Source organism: Microbacterium hominis NBRC 15708, from assembly GCF_001592125.1.
Classification (GTDB): Bacteria; Actinomycetota; Actinomycetes; order Actinomycetales; family Microbacteriaceae; genus Microbacterium; species Microbacterium hominis.
Map to the genome: position 1 here is coordinate 23,435 of NZ_BCWI01000012.1, position 15,598 is coordinate 39,032.

The following is a 15,598-nucleotide window of genomic DNA, read 5'->3' on the forward strand; positions in this document are numbered from 1 at the left end:
ATTCTATGCCGGGAGCCGGCGCCGCCCCCGCCGCCCGGCGGCTCGGCCTCGAACCGGCGAACCTTAGCGTATGTCGCCTGTGGTATTCTGGACTTTGCCGAAAGGACATAACTGCATGCTTTTTGAGGTTGGCGAGACGGTCGTCTATCCGCACCACGGGGCCGCGACGATCATCGAGGTCAAGGACCGGATCATCAAGGGCGAGACCAAGAAGTACCTGAAGCTGAACGTGACGCAGGGAGACCTCATCATCGAGGTCCCTGCCGACAACGTCGACCTGGTCGGCGTTCGTGACGTGATCGGCAAGGACGGTCTCGAGCGGGTGTTCGACGTGCTGCGCGCGCCGTTCACCGAGGAGCCCACCAACTGGTCCCGCCGGTACAAGGCGAACCTCGAGAAGCTCGCCTCCGGCGATGTGATCAAGGTGAGCGAAGTGGTGCGCGACCTGTGGCGCCGCGATCAGGACCGCGGCCTCTCGGCGGGTGAGAAGCGCATGCTCGCCAAGGCACGTCAGATCCTCGTCTCGGAGATCGCTCTCGCGCTGAAGGCCGACGAGGACCACGCCTCGGGCGTGCTCGACGAGGTCCTCGCGAGCTGACCGCCGCGCGGGCTCGCCCGCGCGGACGCGGCTCGGTAGGGTCGCGATGTGAGTTCCGAACTTCTCCCCGTCCCGCACGTCGCCGTCATCGTCGTCGCCGCGGGCTCCGGCCAGCGTCTCGGCGTCGGTGTGCCGAAGGCCTTCGTCGGACTCGATGAGCACACCGTGCTGCGTCATGCCCTCGACGGCGTCTTCGCGGCGTCGGCCGCTCAGGTGATCGTGGTCGCACCCGCCGACCGTGTCGGCGATGCGCTCACGGACGCACTCGCCGCGGCCGGCCCCCGCCGTGACCTGGTCTCGGTGGTGGCCGGCGGCCCGACGCGGCAGGCCTCGGTGGCGGCCGGTCTGCACGCCGTGTGGCCCGACGTCGAGCGGGTGCTCGTGCACGACGCAGCCCGCGCGCTCACGCCGCCGGAGGTCTTCTCCCGCGTGATCGACGCGCTCGAGCACGGGAAGGACGCCGTCCTGCCGGTGCTGCCGATGGTCGACACCGTCAAACGGGTCGCGGGCGAGGCCGTGCGCGAAGCCGTCGACCGGTCCGACCTCGCGACCGCGCAGACCCCGCAGGGCTTCTCGCGCACCGTCATCGATGCGGCCTACGCCGCGGCATCCGCCGATCACACCGACGACGCCGCGCTCGTCCAGAGCGCCGGCACCGCCGTCTGGACCGTGGCCGGCGACGAACGGGGCTTCAAGATCACGACGCCGGCAGACCTCGACCGTGCTCGCGCACTCCTCGGCGCCCGTCCTGCCGGAACCGTGGCAGCGGCGCTGCCCCGCGTCGGGATCGGCACCGACGTGCACGCCGTCGGCGGCGAGGGCGAGCTCTGGCTGGCGGGACTCGCCTGGCCGGGCGAGCCCGGACTGCAGGGTCATTCCGACGGGGATGCCGTGGCCCACGCGATCGTCGACGCCGTGCTCGCCGCCGCCGGCCTGGGCGACATCGGCACCCACTTCGGCACCGACCAGCCGGAGTACGCGGGTGCCCACGCTGGGGTCTTCCTCGCACGGACCCGCGCGCTCGTCGCCGAGGCGGGCTACGCGGTGGGTAACGTCTCGGTGCAGGTGCAAGCGCGCCGGCCGCGCTTGTCCGCACGTCGGGCGGAGGCGGAGAGCGTGCTGTCGGCGGCGCTCGGCGCCCCCGTCACGGTGTCGGCGACGACGACCGACGGCCTGGGATTCACGGGCACGGGCGAGGGCGTCGCGGCGTTCGCCGTCGCGGTCGTCGTCCCCCGCTGAGCGGTGGTCGGGCGCGACTCCCGCGGTGCTAGAGCTCCCGCGTCATGAACGTCGAGAACGGGTCGGGCACGTAGTCGTCGAACGGGCCGCACACGACGAAGCCCTCGCTGGCGTAGAGGTGCCGCGCCGCGGCGAACTCCTCGGTCGTGCCCGTCTCCAGCCACAGGCTCGACATCCCCGCGGCCGCCGCCTCGGCCATGATGCGGCGAAGGAGCGCGCGACCGACCCCGCGGCCCAGGGAACGCTCGGCGGTGCGCATCGACTTCAGCTCCCCGCGGTGCGCGTCGCGCCGCTTCAGTGCGCCGATCCCGGCGATCTCGCCGGCGATCCACGCCGACCAGAACGAGACGGACGGATCGCGCAGCGCGTCGATGTCGAGCGCGTGGACGCTGCAGGCGGGCGACGCGGCGTGCATCCCGCTGAGGTGGGCCGCGACCAGAGCGCGCGTGGCCTGCCCGGTGAGGTCGTCGGGGCGGATGAGGATGTCGTCGGAGGCGTTCATCGTCCGCCAGTGTCCCACGCCGCCGTCCGTCGGCGCCCGCGCCGGTAGGCTGGAGCGGTGACGGTCCGGCTCTACGACACCCAGGTGCAGGCGTTGCGCGACTTCGCCCCGCAGGATCCGGCGAACGTCACCATGTACGTCTGCGGTCCGACGGTGCAGTCGGGTCCCGGCATCCATCATCTGCGCGCCGCTCTCGCGTTCGATCTGCTGCGGCGCTGGCTGGGGCGACGGTTCGGCCGGGTCACCTTCGTGCGCAACGTCACCGACATCGACGACAAGGTGCTGCAGAACGCGACGGACGACGAGCCGTGGTGGGCCCTCGCCTACCGCATGGAGCGCGAGTTCGGCCAGGCGTATTCCGCCATCGGCATCCTGGCGCCGACCTACGAGCCGCGGGCGACCGGGTCGATCCCGCAGATGCAGGAGCTCATCGAGACCCTCATCGCGCGCGGGCACGCCTACGCCGCCGCCGGCGACGTCTACTTCGACGTGCGATCGTGGCCGTCCTACGGGGCGCTCACGCATCAGAGCATCGACGCGATGGAGCCCGCCGCCGACGCGGATGCGCGCGGCAAGCGCGACCCGCGCGACTTCGCGCTCTGGAAGGGCGCCAAGCAGGGCGAGCCGGCGGACGCCGTCTGGCACAGTCCCTGGGGGCCCGGTCGTCCCGGCTGGCACATCGAATGCTCCGCGATGAGCAGGCGCTACCTCGGCGCATCGTTCGACATCCACGGCGGCGGCATCGACCTGCGCTTCCCGCACCACGAGAACGAGCTCGCCCAGTCCACGGCGGCCGGCGACGCGTTCGCCCGCTACTGGGTGCACAACGGGCTCGTCACCGTCGGCGACCAGAAGATGTCGAAGTCGCTCGGAAACCATCTGCTGGCGGCCGATGTCCTCGCCGAACGCGATCCGCTCGTCGTCCGCTACGCGCTGGGCGCCGCCCACTACCGCTCCACGCTCGATCTCACCTCCGCGTCGTTCGATGACGCCGAGGCGGCCCTCGATCGGATCCGTACCTTCCAGCAGCGCGCGACCCGCGTGCTCGGGACCCCGACCCCGCTCGTCATCGCCGACCTGCCGGAGGCCTTCGCCGCCGCGATGGACGACGACCTCGGCGTTCCGCAGGCGCTGGCCGTCGTGCACGAGACCGTGCGGGCGGGCAATGCGGCCCTGGACGCCGGCGATCGGAATGCCGCCGCGCGCGCGCTCGTCGAGGTCGGGCGGATGACCGGCGTGCTCGGCATGAACCCCGCGGACCCGCGCTGGCGCGGCGACACCGACGACGCACAGGGCCGTGCGCTCGACAGCCTGCTGCAGGCGATGATCACCCAGCGCGCCGAGGCGCGCGCGAACAAGGACTGGGCGAGCGCCGACCGCCTTCGCGATGCGATCGCGGCGGCCGGCGTCGTCCTCGAAGACGGTCCCGACGGGACCCATTGGAGTCTGAACGATGGCTAAGCCGGGCAACCCCTCCGCGGGCAAGGGCAAGAAGAAGGGCCCGCTCAAGGGCACGGGCGGTCACGGGCGCAAGGCGCTCGAGGGCAAGGGGCCGACTCCCAAGGCCGAGGACCGCAGCTGGCACGTCGCCGGCAAGCGCAAGGCCGCGGCCGAGCGCTACGCGGCCGCGGGCGGCAAGGGACGGCCGGGACAGAAGCCGGGTCCCTCACGCGCCCCGAAGGCGAAGGCGGGCGACGACACCGAGAACGTCACCGGGCGCAACTCCGTGCTGGAGGCGCTGCGGGCGCGCATCCCGGCCACCGCCTTCTACATCGCGCAGCGCGTCGAGATGGACGACCGCGTCAAGGAGATGCTGTCGATCGCGACCCAGCGCGGCATCCCGGTCATGGAGGTCACGCGGCCCGAGCTGGACCGCATGGCCGGCTTCGACGGCGTGCACCAGGGCGTCGCCCTCAAGGTGCCGCCGTACGAGTACGCGCACCCGCAGGACCTTCTCGAGCAGGTGATCGCCACGGGCCAGACCCCGCTGCTGGTTGCGCTCGACGGCGTGACCGACCCGCGCAACCTCGGCGCGATCATCCGCTCCACGGCGGCCTTCGGCGGCCAGGGCCTGATCATCCCGCAGCGTCGTTCCGCGGGCGTCAACTCGGCGGCGTGGAAGACGAGCGCCGGAGCCGCCGCCCGCGTTCCGGTCGCCATGGCACCGAACCTCACGACGACCCTGAAGGAGTTCAAGAAGCAGGGCGTGTTCGTCCTCGGTCTCGACGGCGGCGGAGACGTCGCCCTGCCGCAGCTCGAGCTCGCCGACCGCCCCGTCGTCATCGTCGTCGGCTCCGAAGGCAAGGGTCTGTCCCGCCTGGTGACGGAGACCTGCGATCAGATCGTCTCGATCCCGATCTCTTCGGCCACCGAGTCGCTCAACGCCGGCATCGCGGCATCCGTCGCGCTCTACCAGGTCGCCACCATCCGCGCCGCGTCCGAGTGACGCGGAGTCGAACGAAAGGATCGCTCCACATGGCCATCATCGCTGTTCTGGGAGGCACCGGCTTCGCCGGCCGTCACATCGTCTCGGAGGCCGTCGACCGCGGGCACACCGTCCTGTCGGTGTCGCGCTCCGTCGCGGCCGACCGCGTTCCGGGCGCCACCTACATCGAGGGCACCCTGCTGGACATCCCCGGCCTCGTCGCGCAGCTGGAAGGCGTCGACGTCGTGGTCAGCACGGTCGCTCCGCGCGGTGCGATGGAGGGACTCGTGCGCCCCAACCTCGAGGCCCTCAACACGGTGCTGCCGGAGAGCGTGCGGCTGGGCGTCGTCGGCGGCGCGGGCGGAAGCCTCGTGGCACCGGGCGGTCAGCGCGTGATCGACCTGGGCTTCCCCGAGGAGTTCAAGGCCGAGGCCCTGGAGATGATCGGCGTGCTGGAGGACCTGCAGGCCGAGCAGACCGGCCGCGACTGGTTCTTCATCCACCCGGCCGGCGGCTTCGGCGCGTTCAACCCGGGTGAGCGGACCGGACGCTACCGCGACGGCGGCGATGTCCTCGTCACGGATGCCGAGGGGGAGTCGTTCATCTCCGGAGCCGACCTCGCCGTCGCCATCCTCGACGAGATCGAGAACCCGAAGCACGTCCGCGAGCGCTTCACCGTCGGCTACTGACGGGCGCCGGCGTTTCGACTCGGCGCTGCGCGCCTCGCTCAACGGACGGGGTTCGACGAAACGCCGCGTCAGACGAGATCGCGCCAGTCGACGTCGTCATCCTCGTCGTCGTCGATCGTGCCGATCGCGGCGGTGATCACCGGAATGGCCATCGTCTCCGTCGGCGGACCCATGACGGTGGCCTCGTCGCGGCGGTGACGCAGCACGTCGTCGATGTAGGACGAGACGACCTCCGCGATGGGAACCGACTGTCCGCGCGCCTGCGACATGTACCAGCGGTGCTCGAGCACCTGATGGAACACCTCGGCCGGCTCGAGCTTCGCCCGCAGATCCCACGGGATCGCCTTGATGACGGGCTCGAAGACGCGGGTCAGCCACTCGTGCGCGACCATCTCCTCGTCCGAGCCCAGCCGCGACACGCGTGCGCGGAACTCGTCCATGTCGTTCAGGAGCCGCCGTGCCTGGTTCTCCTCGACGTCCAACCCGGTCAGGCGCAGAAGGCGCCGCTGATGGTGCCCCGCGTCGACCACCTTGGGCTGGATCGACACACTCGTGCCGTCGGACGTGGTGCGGATCGACATCTCGCCGATGTCGAAGCCGAGGTCGTTCAGGCGCTTCACGCGCTCGGTGATGTGCCAGGCCTCGCCGGCCGCGAAGCTCTCCTTGTCGGTCAGGGCCGCCCACAGCGAGTGATACGACGACATGATGCCGTCGGCGATGGCCACGGCATCCACCCCTCCCTCGAGCCGTCCGCCGGCTTCGAGGTCCATGATCTCGCCGGCGATGTTCGTGCGCGCGACATCGAGGTCGTGCTCGCGCTGGCCGCGCGTGAGGCCGCCCTCGTGCAGCTCGCCGGTCTCGGCGTCGACGAGGTAGGCGGCGAAGGCCCCGGCATCCCGGCGGAACAGGGTGTTGGAGAGCGAGACGTCTCCCCAGAAGAAGCCGATCGTGTGCAGGCGCACGAGCAGAGCCGCGAGGGCGTCGACGAGACGCCCGGCCGTGTCGGGGCGCAGCACCTGGGTGAACAGCGCGCGGTAGGGGAGGGAGAACTTGAGGTGGGCCGTCACCAGGGCCGCCGGCAGCGGCTCGCCCTTCGGCGTACGGCGGCCGTCGATGACCGCGACGCGTTCGACGCAGGGGACGTCGAGGCGGCCGAGTGAGCCGAGCATGTCGTACTCACGACGGGCCATCTCTCCCGTGGTCTCCTTGACGGCCACCACACGTCCGGACAGGTCGGCGAAGCGGACGAGGTGGCGGGACAGGCCCTTCGGGAGCGAGACGATCGTGTCTTTGCCCCACTCGTCGAGAGGAGTGGACCAGGGCAGGGCGAGCAGGCCCGCGTCGACGCTGCTCGCAGTGATCGTGAGGGAGTGGACCACGCCGGTCTTCGCTTTCGTCGGGGGATACGACGCGGCGCGGGGGCCGGTTCGCTGAACCGGAGCCACCCGCGCCGCGTCGTCGTCGGATCAGGCCGAGGCGATGGCCTTCTTGGTGAGGCGCTCGCCGGACTCGATGTCGAACGCGTGCACGTGGTGCGGCACGGGGGCGAGGACGACCGTCTCGCCGGCGTTCGGGTGGCTGCGACCGTCGACGCGCGCGACGATGTCGGTGCGCTTGCCGGCGATGTCGGTGTGGCCGTAGAGGTAGCCGTCCGCGCCGAGCTCCTCGACGAGATCCACCGTGACCGACAGGCCGAGGCCGTCGGCGGGGTTCACGATAATGTCCTCGGGGCGGATGCCGGCCGTGACCTGCGTCGCGCTCGTCGGGCGGTCGATGTCGGCGTCGACGACGGCGGTGCCGAACTGGATGCCGCCGGCGCTCGCGAGGTCGACCGGGAACAGGTTCATCGCGGGCGAGCCGATGAAGCCGGCGACGAACACGTTGTTCGGCTTCTCGTAGAGGTCGCGCGGCGTGCCGACCTGCTGCAGGAGGCCGTCCTTGAGCACGGCGATGCGGTCACCCATCGTGAGGGCCTCGGTCTGGTCGTGCGTGACGTAGACCGTGGTGACGCCGAGCCGGCGCTGCAGCGACGCGATCTGCGTGCGCGTCTGCACGCGCAGCTTGGCGTCGAGGTTCGACAGCGGCTCGTCCATGAGGAAGACCTGGGGCTGGCGGACGATGGCGCGACCCATCGCGACGCGCTGACGCTGACCACCCGAGAGCGCCTTCGGCTTGCGCGTCAGGTACTCCTCGAGGTCGAGCAGCTTGGCGGCCTCGAGCACGCGCTGGGCGCGCTCTTCCTTGCCGACGCCGGCGATCTTCAGGGCGAAGCCCATGTTCTCGGCGACCGTCATGTGCGGGTACAGCGCGTAGTTCTGGAAGACCATCGCGATGTCGCGGTCCTTCGGCGGGATGTCGGTGACATCGCGGTCGCCGATGAGGATGCGGCCCGAGTTGACCTCTTCGAGGCCGGCCAGCATGCGCAGCGAGGTGGACTTACCGCAACCGGAGGGGCCGACCAGGACCAGGAACTCGCCGTCGGCGACCTCGAGGTTCAGCTTGTCGACCGCGGGGCGGGTGCCGCCGGGGTAGAGGCGGGTTGCGTTGTCAAAGGTGACGGACGCCATGTTTTCTTCTCCTTCACCGGCAGGTACGTGCCGGACGATCCGTAGTGATGGAATGAGCGGGGGCTTGACCCGCACGCCCTTCGGTGGACGCGCTCTCAGTATCGCACGTTCTCGCGGGCGAGGAGGAGGCTCCGTCTGGGCATTTCCCAGGCTGGCTGACTAGCATCGAGGCATCGCCCAGCCCCGTCCGCGACGATCGCGACGTGTGGCGGCACGCACCCCGAGCTGCTTCTCTCAGAAGGTCCCATGTCCCACGACGACACTCCGAACGAGCCCACGCCTGCCGGCCGCCGCGATGCGGTCCGCGAGAAGGCGCAGCTCGTGCACGCCAAGCAGTCGCGTGTCCGACTCGTCCAGCGGTTCGCGCTGGCGGTCGGAGTCGCGGCCGCGGTGGTCGTCGTCGCGGTGGCCGTGTCGTGGGCGATCCGGTCCAACGACGACCGTCCGCAGCTCCAGCCCGCCGATGCGACCGCAGACGGCTTCGCGGTCACGTCCGTCTCGGTGACATCCTCGGGTGACGAGATCGACGGCGCCACCCCCGAGCCCACCGCTGCGGCCGAGCCGGGCGCGACGCCGGCACCGAGTGCCTCGGCATCCGTCGTCAACATCCACGTCTACGTCGACTACCTCGCGCCCGCCGCGCGCCAGTGGCAGCTCGCGAACGCCCAGCAGCTGTCGTCGTGGGTCTCGGACGGTGCCGCGACGCTGACCTACCACCCGGTGTCGATGCTCACCGCGAAGTCGAACGGGACCAAGTACTCGCTGCGCGCCGCGAGCGCCGCCGCGTGCGTCGCAACCCTCGACCCCTCGAAGTTCTTCAGCTTCAACAATGAGCTGCTCACCCGCCAGCCCGCCGTCGACTCGGACGGGTTCTCCAACAAGGAGCTCGCCGACATCGCGCAGGCCAACGGGTCGGACGACCCCAAGAAGCTGCGTGAGTGCATCGAGACGGAGTCGTACTCGGCGTGGGTGAAGGGCGCGACGGAGCGTGCGATCAGCAGCATCCCGGGCACCGACGGTCTCACGCTGACGGGCACGCCGATGGTCGTCGTCAACGGCCAGCAGTACGTCGGCGACATGTCGGACGCCGCCGAGTTCTCCCAGTTCGTCCTCACGAGCGCGAGCGGGTCGTACTACAAGTCGCAGACCGCGACTCCGACGCCCTCCCTCACGCCGACGAAGGCGCCGTAAGCGGCCCGGACCGCTGGCTAGACTGGAGCGGCCCCGCCGGCTTGGCGCAATTGGTAGCGCACCGTACTTGTAATTGCGCACCCGGCTCGATCAGGGGTTTTTGCGGGGTATCAGGTTTCCCGTGATGCCTTGCGCCGACTGATCAGGCGCCCTCAGGCGCTATCTGTCTAGTTCGTGGATTCTGCGGGGTTTATGCGGGGTTGCGCAGCTATGGGCTGCCCGCGATGTACTCAGTCGTCGAGTCTGGTAGACAGCCACATGTGGAGGAGCTTGCGAGCTTGGGCAGGTAGTTGGATGGTGATCTCTTGCTCCACCTCGCCGGTGTGACCAAGCCCGAGCGTGATCGACGGATGCCGCGACCTTTCCCGATGCATCGCCAGGTGCAGGACGCTGGGGTCCGCGTCGCGACCAATGCGAATGGATCGGTCTTCATCAATCGTGAACGACTCGCCAGCGCTCAACTCCAAGCCGTGATCCATGCAGGCCGCGAACTCTGAGAAATCATCCGGCGGCCCGAGGTTAACGACCTCGACCGCATCGCGTGGGCACCCTCGTACTGCACAGCCGATGCCGTCCGTCATGTGGCTCAATGTAGCCCGCCGTGGGCTCGAGCTGCGCGCGGGCGCGCGGTCGATCGTCGGGACTGATGCCAAGATCCGGGCGACGGCGGTTGCAGCGCCTTGAGAACGTCGTCGACGTTGAACCGGTATAGACGACCAATCCGGAAGGACGGGATGTCGCCGGCGCGGGCCTTGCTGTAGACGGTTTCGCGGCTGACGCCCAGAATCGAGGCCATCCGCGCGGCGTCGACGAGTACCTCTGATGGCTCGTGAGACATGTCTCGATCGTCGTGCCGACGCAGGCTATGACGGGTAGGGCGCGCCATGGGCCTCAGGCGAGTTCGCGTTCGATCGGTCGAGAGACCGCTCTACGCACGCGTTCGGTCGTGATTCCGAGTTCTCGGCCGATTGCGGTGACCCCGATTCCACATGCATACAACGCATCGACTCGCGCAAGCTCGTCGCGGCTCAGCGTTGACGGTGTGGCAGGCGTGGTCACGTCGTGCTTGGTAAGCATGTCGGCGATGTACTGGGGATCGGCTCGGAGTGCTCGCGTGAATCGGCCGAGCCAGCCGTCGATGTCCTCGCCATGCGTGTCGGCTATGTAGTCCTGGAGCGCCAGCGACGGTTCCCACTTGACCGCACCGTTGCCGAGCGGCGCCGGGTCGTCTTCGTAGTGTCGACGCACGATCCATGCCGCCCTCTCACGTGCACGCAGTAGCACAGGAGCCGCATTCTCGATCTCTAGTAGCTGAGAGATCCGAGACACCGGCAGTCTGTCGTATGCACGAAGGGCGAGCACGGCTTTGCCTCGGCGCGACATGTGAATCGACCAATCGTCGACGATGGAGTCGAGCACGGCGAAAGTGTGCGCCTGGACGCTGATCGCTCGCGCGAGAGATGAGCGGGTCAGGGAACCGTCTGGCGACGTTGCCTCTTCGATCGAATACAACGGTTGGATGCGGTTCTGCTCGGCAGTCGACCTGGCGACGTCGAGAGCGCGCTGTTCGAGGTAGGCCCACACGATCCCGAGGTTTGCAAGGGGGCCACCCTCACGCACGTAGTCGAACCGGGCGGCGATGTCTTCCCATTTGTCCGCGATGCTGAGCACCTCGATCATGAGTTCTTGAGCCATGTCGTCGGCGTCGACGGCCGGATTCTTCTCAGCCCTCCATCCGTGCCGCTTGTGCATATAGGCAGGTAGGTTCCGATGGGCGTAGTGAGCGCAAAGCTCATCGGCTTCCGAGACAGTGGGCGTCATCGTATCCACCGGACCTCTCTGATCAGGCGATGCAGCGCGTCTGCGCTGTCGGGGATCTTCGCGACCGCGGCGTCGTACGACGCGCCGGCGAGCGTGCGAGCCTCGTTCACGGCATCCTCGGCGGAGATCCGTCGGGTGTTGACGGTGTCGGCGGCATCGATCGACATGGCCTCAGTGGACCGTGCGTGAACGGTCATCTCGCCGTCTTCGGTGCGCCACTCGACGGACACGATTTCGGCGCTGAGGATGCCGGAGCGCAAGTACGCCTCAAGTCGCGCACCTGGTGTGACGTCGAGAATCGTCCGCGCGATGATCGTGATGTCGTGGCCGCGGCGGAAGGTGCGCGACGCGATCGACTCGGCGAGGTTCGCGGATGGCTCGGCGCCAGCGAGCGAGATGACGCGACCACGCGAACGGGTGCCGCCGGCGGCGTAGTGCTGCCACAGGGTGAAGCTGTCTGCCTCGCCTTCTACGGCGACGGTGTCGGCCCAGTCGCCGTCGCGGGAAACCGTCTCACTGAATCCGACGATCACGGGTTCGACGCCGTCGGGGAGGTCTTCGTCGTATGACGCCCAGCGGTGGACGCTCGGCGCGCCGTCCGCTGCGGGCATGCGATCGCGGTCAGCGACGAGCCACTCGATGCCCCATGCATCGAGAAGACGGCATCCGGTCGCCGATAGCTGGTTCTCGACGAGCTGGAGGAACGATGTTCCTTGAGCCGGGTCGACTTCGTAGCCGGTTTCGAGGAGTGTCGAGAAGGTCTTGACCGAGAGCGCCGCGTCGGCGGTCGCGTCAGCGGCTCGTGCGCTGCCTGAACCGAATGTCAGGCCGAGGACGACGTCGACGAGCTCTCCGACGTCCCGCGCAGCGACGATCTGTCTGCTGATCTCGTGACCGCCGACGAAGAAGCGTGTCTCCTCGATCACCTCGCGGTCATCGATCATCGTTTCGCCGCCGGCGACGGTGACGGTTGCGACGTCGAGCGATCGGCTCGCAGTGCGCACGAACATCGTCGCCCACTCGTCGGCCGAGCCGGAGAGCCGCGGGAGATAGGCGAGGACTCGACCTTCAAGGTCAAGTTGCCGCATTCGCCACCGGACTTGTCCGCCCTCGGCGGGGTCGACGGTGCGCGGGTCCAGGAGGCCCCACTCCCGTTCGGATAGTCCGCCGAGGGTGAGCGTCGCCGCCGTGTAGGGCACGCGATCCATGTCGACCGACGGGACGATGCTCGTGACGTGCAGCGGCCGCCAGACGTCCCCGTCACGCAGCTCCGCCTCGTACTCGTAGGTGACGGAAGTCATTCGATCACCTCGCGCCACGGCAGCGCGAGAACCCATGACCCGACCTCTTGCGTCACCGGCAGCGTGCCAGGGCTCACGGCGAAGACGGCGGGCAGCACGACCGGGCCGGGGTCTGTCACGCGGAAGTGCGCCGCGGCCGTGAAGAACGCTCGCGCGGCGTAGGCGGTGGCGGCATCCGTGAACCGAAGGTGCATCGTCCCGTTGGGGGCGCGCGGCGGGCGGAATGTGAACAGCGTCGTCGACGACTCGAGGAGCTGGTGTTCGAGGGTTCGGGACTCCACCGTGTCCGACCACGGTGCGTCGACTCGCGCAACCGTGAGCTGGTCGTCGGGGGAGTCGCCGGGGAGTCGAGTGAAGATGGTCACTGAATCACCCGCCCGAGAGTCGGGTGAACGACCACCGAGACGCCCTCAGCCGCGCGCCGGTTGATCGCGTCCATCTTCCGGTTGAAGTCGCTCATGTCCACGTCGACACGAACGGACTTGGAGGAGGGGATCGCGTAGATCCGGCGCTCGATCGCGTCGGCGTCCTCCGTGGCTTGACCGGTCTCCACGTCGATGTAGAGCTGCTTGCCGTCGGGCAGCGTGATGATCGTGTCCCCAAACTCGTCGACCTTCTCCGTCGCGCCCTCCGTTGACCGGTAGATGTCGGCCATCATCTGCGAGATGTAGCCGGCGGTCTCCCGCCCGACTTTCATGGAGCCGGTGAGTTCGTCGAAGGCACGGCGCCCGTCCATGAGTGCGTTGTTCGCTTCCGACTGGCCGGTCGTTGCTTGCTCGATGTTCTGGGCGTAGTTGTCGGCACCAGCCGCGTTGTCTTCGAGCGCCTTGGTCTGAGCGTCGAGCGCATCGTTGACGGCCGAGATTGCGCTGTCCGAGCCGGCCATCGCCGCGACTGCGGTCGACAGCTCGACGCCCCAGTTCTTCGCATTGGTCTCCGCCTCCTTGTACTTCTCCGGATCGCCGAAGATGTCCTGCCCACGGGCGACGATCTGGGAGGCGTTGAGGATCGTGGTGCCGGCTTCCTGGTAAGCCTTGGCCCACTCTGCCGCCGACTCCGCGAGGCGCTCCTGCCGCTCCTCTGCGTCCTGCAGACCGGCCGTCACGAGGCCCAGTCCGGCGGCGCCGGCGGCGAGCGCGAGCGCGCCGATGAGGCCGCCCGGGCCCAGTCCTGCGACCGTCGCGGCGAGACCGCCGAATGTGTCCTGCCCGACCTGGCCGAGATCCGACATGTCGCCCCGGAACGACGAGACCGCCTCGCCGAGGTTCGATCCGATCTCCTGTTGCAGTTCCTGGGCGCCGCCGCGGATATGCTCCATGCCACGGCGGCCGCCGTCGCCGACATCGTTGAGGCTGTCCTCGAGTCTTTCGCTTTGGCGTTGGGCGTCGCGGAGTGCGTCTTCGAGTGTGCCGACGCTGCGAGATCCGTCGCGCCCCGCGTCGGTGGCAGCGCGCTCCATGTCCTTGAACGCGTCTTCGGCTTTCTCAAGCGGCTTGATGATGCCGCTGCGGACGCCTTCGTCGAACCCGCGGGTGTCTGCGGCGATGCCGATCTCGTGGACGGAGGCCATCATCGTCCTTTCAGTTCGAGGTGGTCGAGGGCGGTGCGGGCGGCGGTCTGAATCCAGAGGGACGCGAACCGCGCAGTCGAGTCGGTGGCGGCGGGGGTGAAGACGTTGCCTCCGCGGCGGGGTGCGCCGAACACGGAGCCCATGCGGCGGGGGTACTTCTTGCCGCGGCGGGAGCGTTGGATGATCCGTTTGGCGGGGTTGCCGCCGTACTCCGCACCCTTCGCGACGACGGAGACCGGGGTCCCGTCGGAGAGCTTCCCGACGGAGCCGGAGCGGAGGAACAGGTTCCGGGCGGTGACGCCGACGCGGGCACTGTTGACGAGTGCTCGCTGTTGCAGTCGGGTCGCTGACCGGTCCCGGACCTCTTCGAACCAGATCGGTTCGGCCGCCTTCTTCGTCTGGATGCCGATCTCCTTGCGGACGTCGGCGGGTAACTCGCGGGCGGCGAGGAGCATGTCGCGCAGCGGCGAGTCGACCAGGAGGCTGATGCGGCCGCTGCTCGCCATGGTCAGGCTCCGAAGTCGGGCTGCCCGTTGACGCCGAGGTTGAGGGTGGCCTTGTTGATGCCGCCCGCCGCGCCTCCGATCTGTGACGGCTGGAACACGACCTCGACGGTCACGACTTCCGCGCCGGTCTGCGGGGTGAACTCGATCGTCTTCGTCTGGCCGGCCCACTCGATGCTCTTCTGCGAGAGGGAACCCTCGGAGGCCCAGTCCTGGGCGAACGACATCTGACACACCCAGGTCGGGATTCCGACGACGGACTGGACGCCGCCGCCGATGTCGGTGTGCTGCGCGGTCGGGGTGGTGGGCACGAGCGCGAACGAGTCGACGCCCTTGGTGTAGTTGTCCGCGCCGATCTTGATCGTGCCGGACTTGTTGTAGGTGGCGACGTTGGGCGCGTCGGTCATGGTCACTCCTCGATGGTTGAGAGCAGGGTCAGGGGGAACCGCCAGGCGATCGCCCCGTTGCTGAGGCGTTCTTTCTTCGCGGTGTCCCAGTAGATGTCGTCGCACTGCTGCAGAGCGTGTGCGAGGGTGACGAGGTCGGCGTCCGCCCCGTCCTCATCGCCGGCCCCGGCGGAGGCGACGACCAGGTCGAACTTCGGGGCGACGGTGAAGCGGTCCAGCGCGGCGCCGTTGACCGACGAGCTGACCTCGGTGAACTCGAAGTAGAGCACCGTTACGACCGTGTCGACGGCCTGGGAGAGGTTGTCGATGATCCGCCACGTCGCTGGCAGGAGCGGCTTTAGCCGGTCGCGCAGTTCGGTGCGGATGGTGGCGGGGTCAGAAAACATCGGCGACTCCCGAGGTCGGGCGGATGACCCGCTGAATGTCCTTCGACAGCGGACGCGGTGAGAACGCGAACCCGTCGGGCCCGTCCTCACCCTTGCCCGCGAGCCAGAGGTTCTTCGCCTGCATGAGCTGCGCGTACACGTACCGGGTCGGCACGCCGGGGGTGCTGGCCTCGAAGTCGAGGAGCGTGATCACCTGAGCGATCGTCGCGGCCTCGACCCCGAGGTTGTGCAGCAGATCCGTGACCTGCACGACGGGTTCATCGTCCGCTGCGAACGCGAGGACCTGCTCGCGCGCGACGTCCAGGAGCATCCCGGCGAGAGTCTCGTTCTGGATCGGGAGCTCAGGGAACGCGTCGTGCGCGGCCTCGAGGTCGGCGGAGCTGAACCATTCGGACATGG

19 protein-coding genes are annotated in these 15,598 nt (G+C 68.9%); 6 read left to right on the plus strand and 13 right to left on the minus strand.

Going from position 1 to position 15,598, the window contains the following annotated elements:
- Positions 1-115: 115 nt before the first annotated feature.
- Both MHO01S_RS10375 and ispD read left to right on the plus strand, forming a co-directional pair.
- Positions 116-598, plus strand: a complete 483-nt coding sequence (locus MHO01S_RS10375; protein ID WP_023954865.1) for a CarD family transcriptional regulator — start codon at positions 116-118, stop codon at positions 596-598.
- 48 nt (positions 599-646) lie between these two features.
- Positions 647-1,837: a 2-C-methyl-D-erythritol 4-phosphate cytidylyltransferase gene (gene ispD, locus MHO01S_RS10380; RefSeq protein ID WP_061782266.1), complete on the plus strand. Its 1,191-nt coding sequence runs from the start codon at positions 647-649 to the stop codon at positions 1,835-1,837.
- Positions 1,838-1,865: 28 nt separating this feature from the next.
- On the opposite strand, the gene MHO01S_RS10385 is transcribed toward ispD, so the two are convergent.
- Positions 1,866-2,339, minus strand: a complete 474-nt coding sequence (locus MHO01S_RS10385) for a GNAT family N-acetyltransferase (protein ID WP_060959929.1) — start codon at positions 2,337-2,339, stop codon at positions 1,866-1,868.
- 57 nt (positions 2,340-2,396) lie between these two features.
- Between MHO01S_RS10385 and cysS the strand changes: the two genes are divergently transcribed.
- The 3 genes from cysS to MHO01S_RS10400 are packed head-to-tail and all read left to right on the plus strand — an operon-like array spanning position 2,397 to position 5,453.
- Complete coding sequence (gene cysS, locus MHO01S_RS10390; RefSeq protein WP_060959906.1) at positions 2,397-3,800, plus strand: cysteine--tRNA ligase; 1,404 nt, start codon at positions 2,397-2,399, stop codon at positions 3,798-3,800.
- On the plus strand, positions 3,793-4,785 hold the full coding sequence (gene rlmB / locus MHO01S_RS10395) for a 23S rRNA (guanosine(2251)-2'-O)-methyltransferase RlmB (protein WP_060959905.1): 993 nt from the start codon (positions 3,793-3,795) through the stop codon (positions 4,783-4,785). The genes cysS and rlmB overlap by 8 nt, the downstream gene beginning before the upstream one ends.
- 29 nt (positions 4,786-4,814) lie before the next feature.
- Entirely contained in the window at positions 4,815-5,453 is a 639-nt protein-coding gene (locus MHO01S_RS10400; RefSeq protein ID WP_060959904.1) for an NAD(P)-dependent oxidoreductase, read from the plus strand.
- Positions 5,454-5,521: 68 nt separating this feature from the next.
- Here the strand turns inward: MHO01S_RS10400 and MHO01S_RS10405 are convergent, their stop codons facing one another.
- Together MHO01S_RS10405 and MHO01S_RS10410 are read right to left on the minus strand one after the other, a co-directional pair.
- A complete protein-coding gene (locus MHO01S_RS10405) occupies positions 5,522-6,832 on the minus strand; it encodes a DUF4032 domain-containing protein (protein WP_060959903.1) in 1,311 nt (436 codons plus the stop codon).
- 87 nt (positions 6,833-6,919) lie between these two features.
- A complete protein-coding gene (locus MHO01S_RS10410) occupies positions 6,920-8,020 on the minus strand; it encodes an ABC transporter ATP-binding protein (protein ID WP_060959902.1) in 1,101 nt (366 codons plus the stop codon).
- Positions 8,021-8,266: 246 nt separating this feature from the next.
- Between MHO01S_RS10410 and MHO01S_RS10415 the strand changes: the two genes are divergently transcribed.
- Positions 8,267-9,211, plus strand: a complete 945-nt coding sequence (locus tag MHO01S_RS10415; protein ID WP_060959901.1) for a DsbA family protein — start codon at positions 8,267-8,269, stop codon at positions 9,209-9,211.
- A 230-nt stretch (positions 9,212-9,441) separates the two neighbouring features.
- On the opposite strand, the gene MHO01S_RS10420 is transcribed toward MHO01S_RS10415, so the two are convergent.
- Genes MHO01S_RS10420 through MHO01S_RS10460 form a run of 10 tightly spaced genes read right to left on the minus strand, consistent with a single transcriptional unit; the run spans position 9,442 to position 15,596 of the window.
- A complete protein-coding gene (locus MHO01S_RS10420) occupies positions 9,442-9,792 on the minus strand; it encodes a hypothetical protein (protein WP_157553776.1) in 351 nt (116 codons plus the stop codon).
- 5 nt (positions 9,793-9,797) lie between these two features.
- Positions 9,798-10,049, minus strand: a complete 252-nt coding sequence (locus MHO01S_RS16340) for a helix-turn-helix domain-containing protein (RefSeq protein ID WP_167626530.1) — start codon at positions 10,047-10,049, stop codon at positions 9,798-9,800.
- 53 nt (positions 10,050-10,102) lie between these two features.
- Positions 10,103-11,032, minus strand: coding sequence for a sigma-70 RNA polymerase sigma factor region 4 domain-containing protein (locus MHO01S_RS10425; protein WP_060959899.1), 930 nt, complete (start codon positions 11,030-11,032; stop codon positions 10,103-10,105).
- The gene (locus MHO01S_RS10430) at positions 11,029-12,333 is read right to left on the minus strand and encodes a hypothetical protein (RefSeq protein WP_060959898.1); all 1,305 of its coding nucleotides are present in this window, start codon (positions 12,331-12,333) and stop codon (positions 11,029-11,031) included. The genes MHO01S_RS10425 and MHO01S_RS10430 overlap by 4 nt, the downstream gene beginning before the upstream one ends.
- Complete coding sequence (locus MHO01S_RS10435) at positions 12,330-12,698, minus strand: hypothetical protein (RefSeq protein WP_060959897.1); 369 nt, start codon at positions 12,696-12,698, stop codon at positions 12,330-12,332. The genes MHO01S_RS10430 and MHO01S_RS10435 overlap by 4 nt, the downstream gene beginning before the upstream one ends.
- Positions 12,695-13,906 (minus strand): hypothetical protein, encoded by a 1,212-nt coding sequence (locus MHO01S_RS10440; RefSeq protein WP_157553777.1) that lies wholly within the window; start codon positions 13,904-13,906, stop codon positions 12,695-12,697. The genes MHO01S_RS10435 and MHO01S_RS10440 overlap by 4 nt, the downstream gene beginning before the upstream one ends.
- The gene (locus MHO01S_RS10445; protein ID WP_060959895.1) at positions 13,903-14,409 is read right to left on the minus strand and encodes a hypothetical protein; all 507 of its coding nucleotides are present in this window, start codon (positions 14,407-14,409) and stop codon (positions 13,903-13,905) included. Before MHO01S_RS10445 ends, MHO01S_RS10440 begins: the two co-directional genes overlap by 4 nt.
- A 2-nt stretch (positions 14,410-14,411) precedes the next feature.
- Positions 14,412-14,813: a hypothetical protein gene (locus MHO01S_RS10450; protein ID WP_060959894.1), complete on the minus strand. Its 402-nt coding sequence runs from the start codon at positions 14,811-14,813 to the stop codon at positions 14,412-14,414.
- A 2-nt stretch (positions 14,814-14,815) separates the two neighbouring features.
- Positions 14,816-15,199 carry a hypothetical protein gene (locus MHO01S_RS10455; protein ID WP_060959893.1) on the minus strand — a complete coding sequence of 128 codons (384 nt, stop codon included), beginning with the start codon at positions 15,197-15,199 and terminating at the stop codon, positions 14,816-14,818.
- Positions 15,189-15,596 carry a hypothetical protein gene (locus MHO01S_RS10460; protein ID WP_060959892.1) on the minus strand — a complete coding sequence of 136 codons (408 nt, stop codon included), beginning with the start codon at positions 15,594-15,596 and terminating at the stop codon, positions 15,189-15,191. The genes MHO01S_RS10455 and MHO01S_RS10460 overlap by 11 nt, the downstream gene beginning before the upstream one ends.
- Positions 15,597-15,598 lie beyond the last annotated feature (2 nt).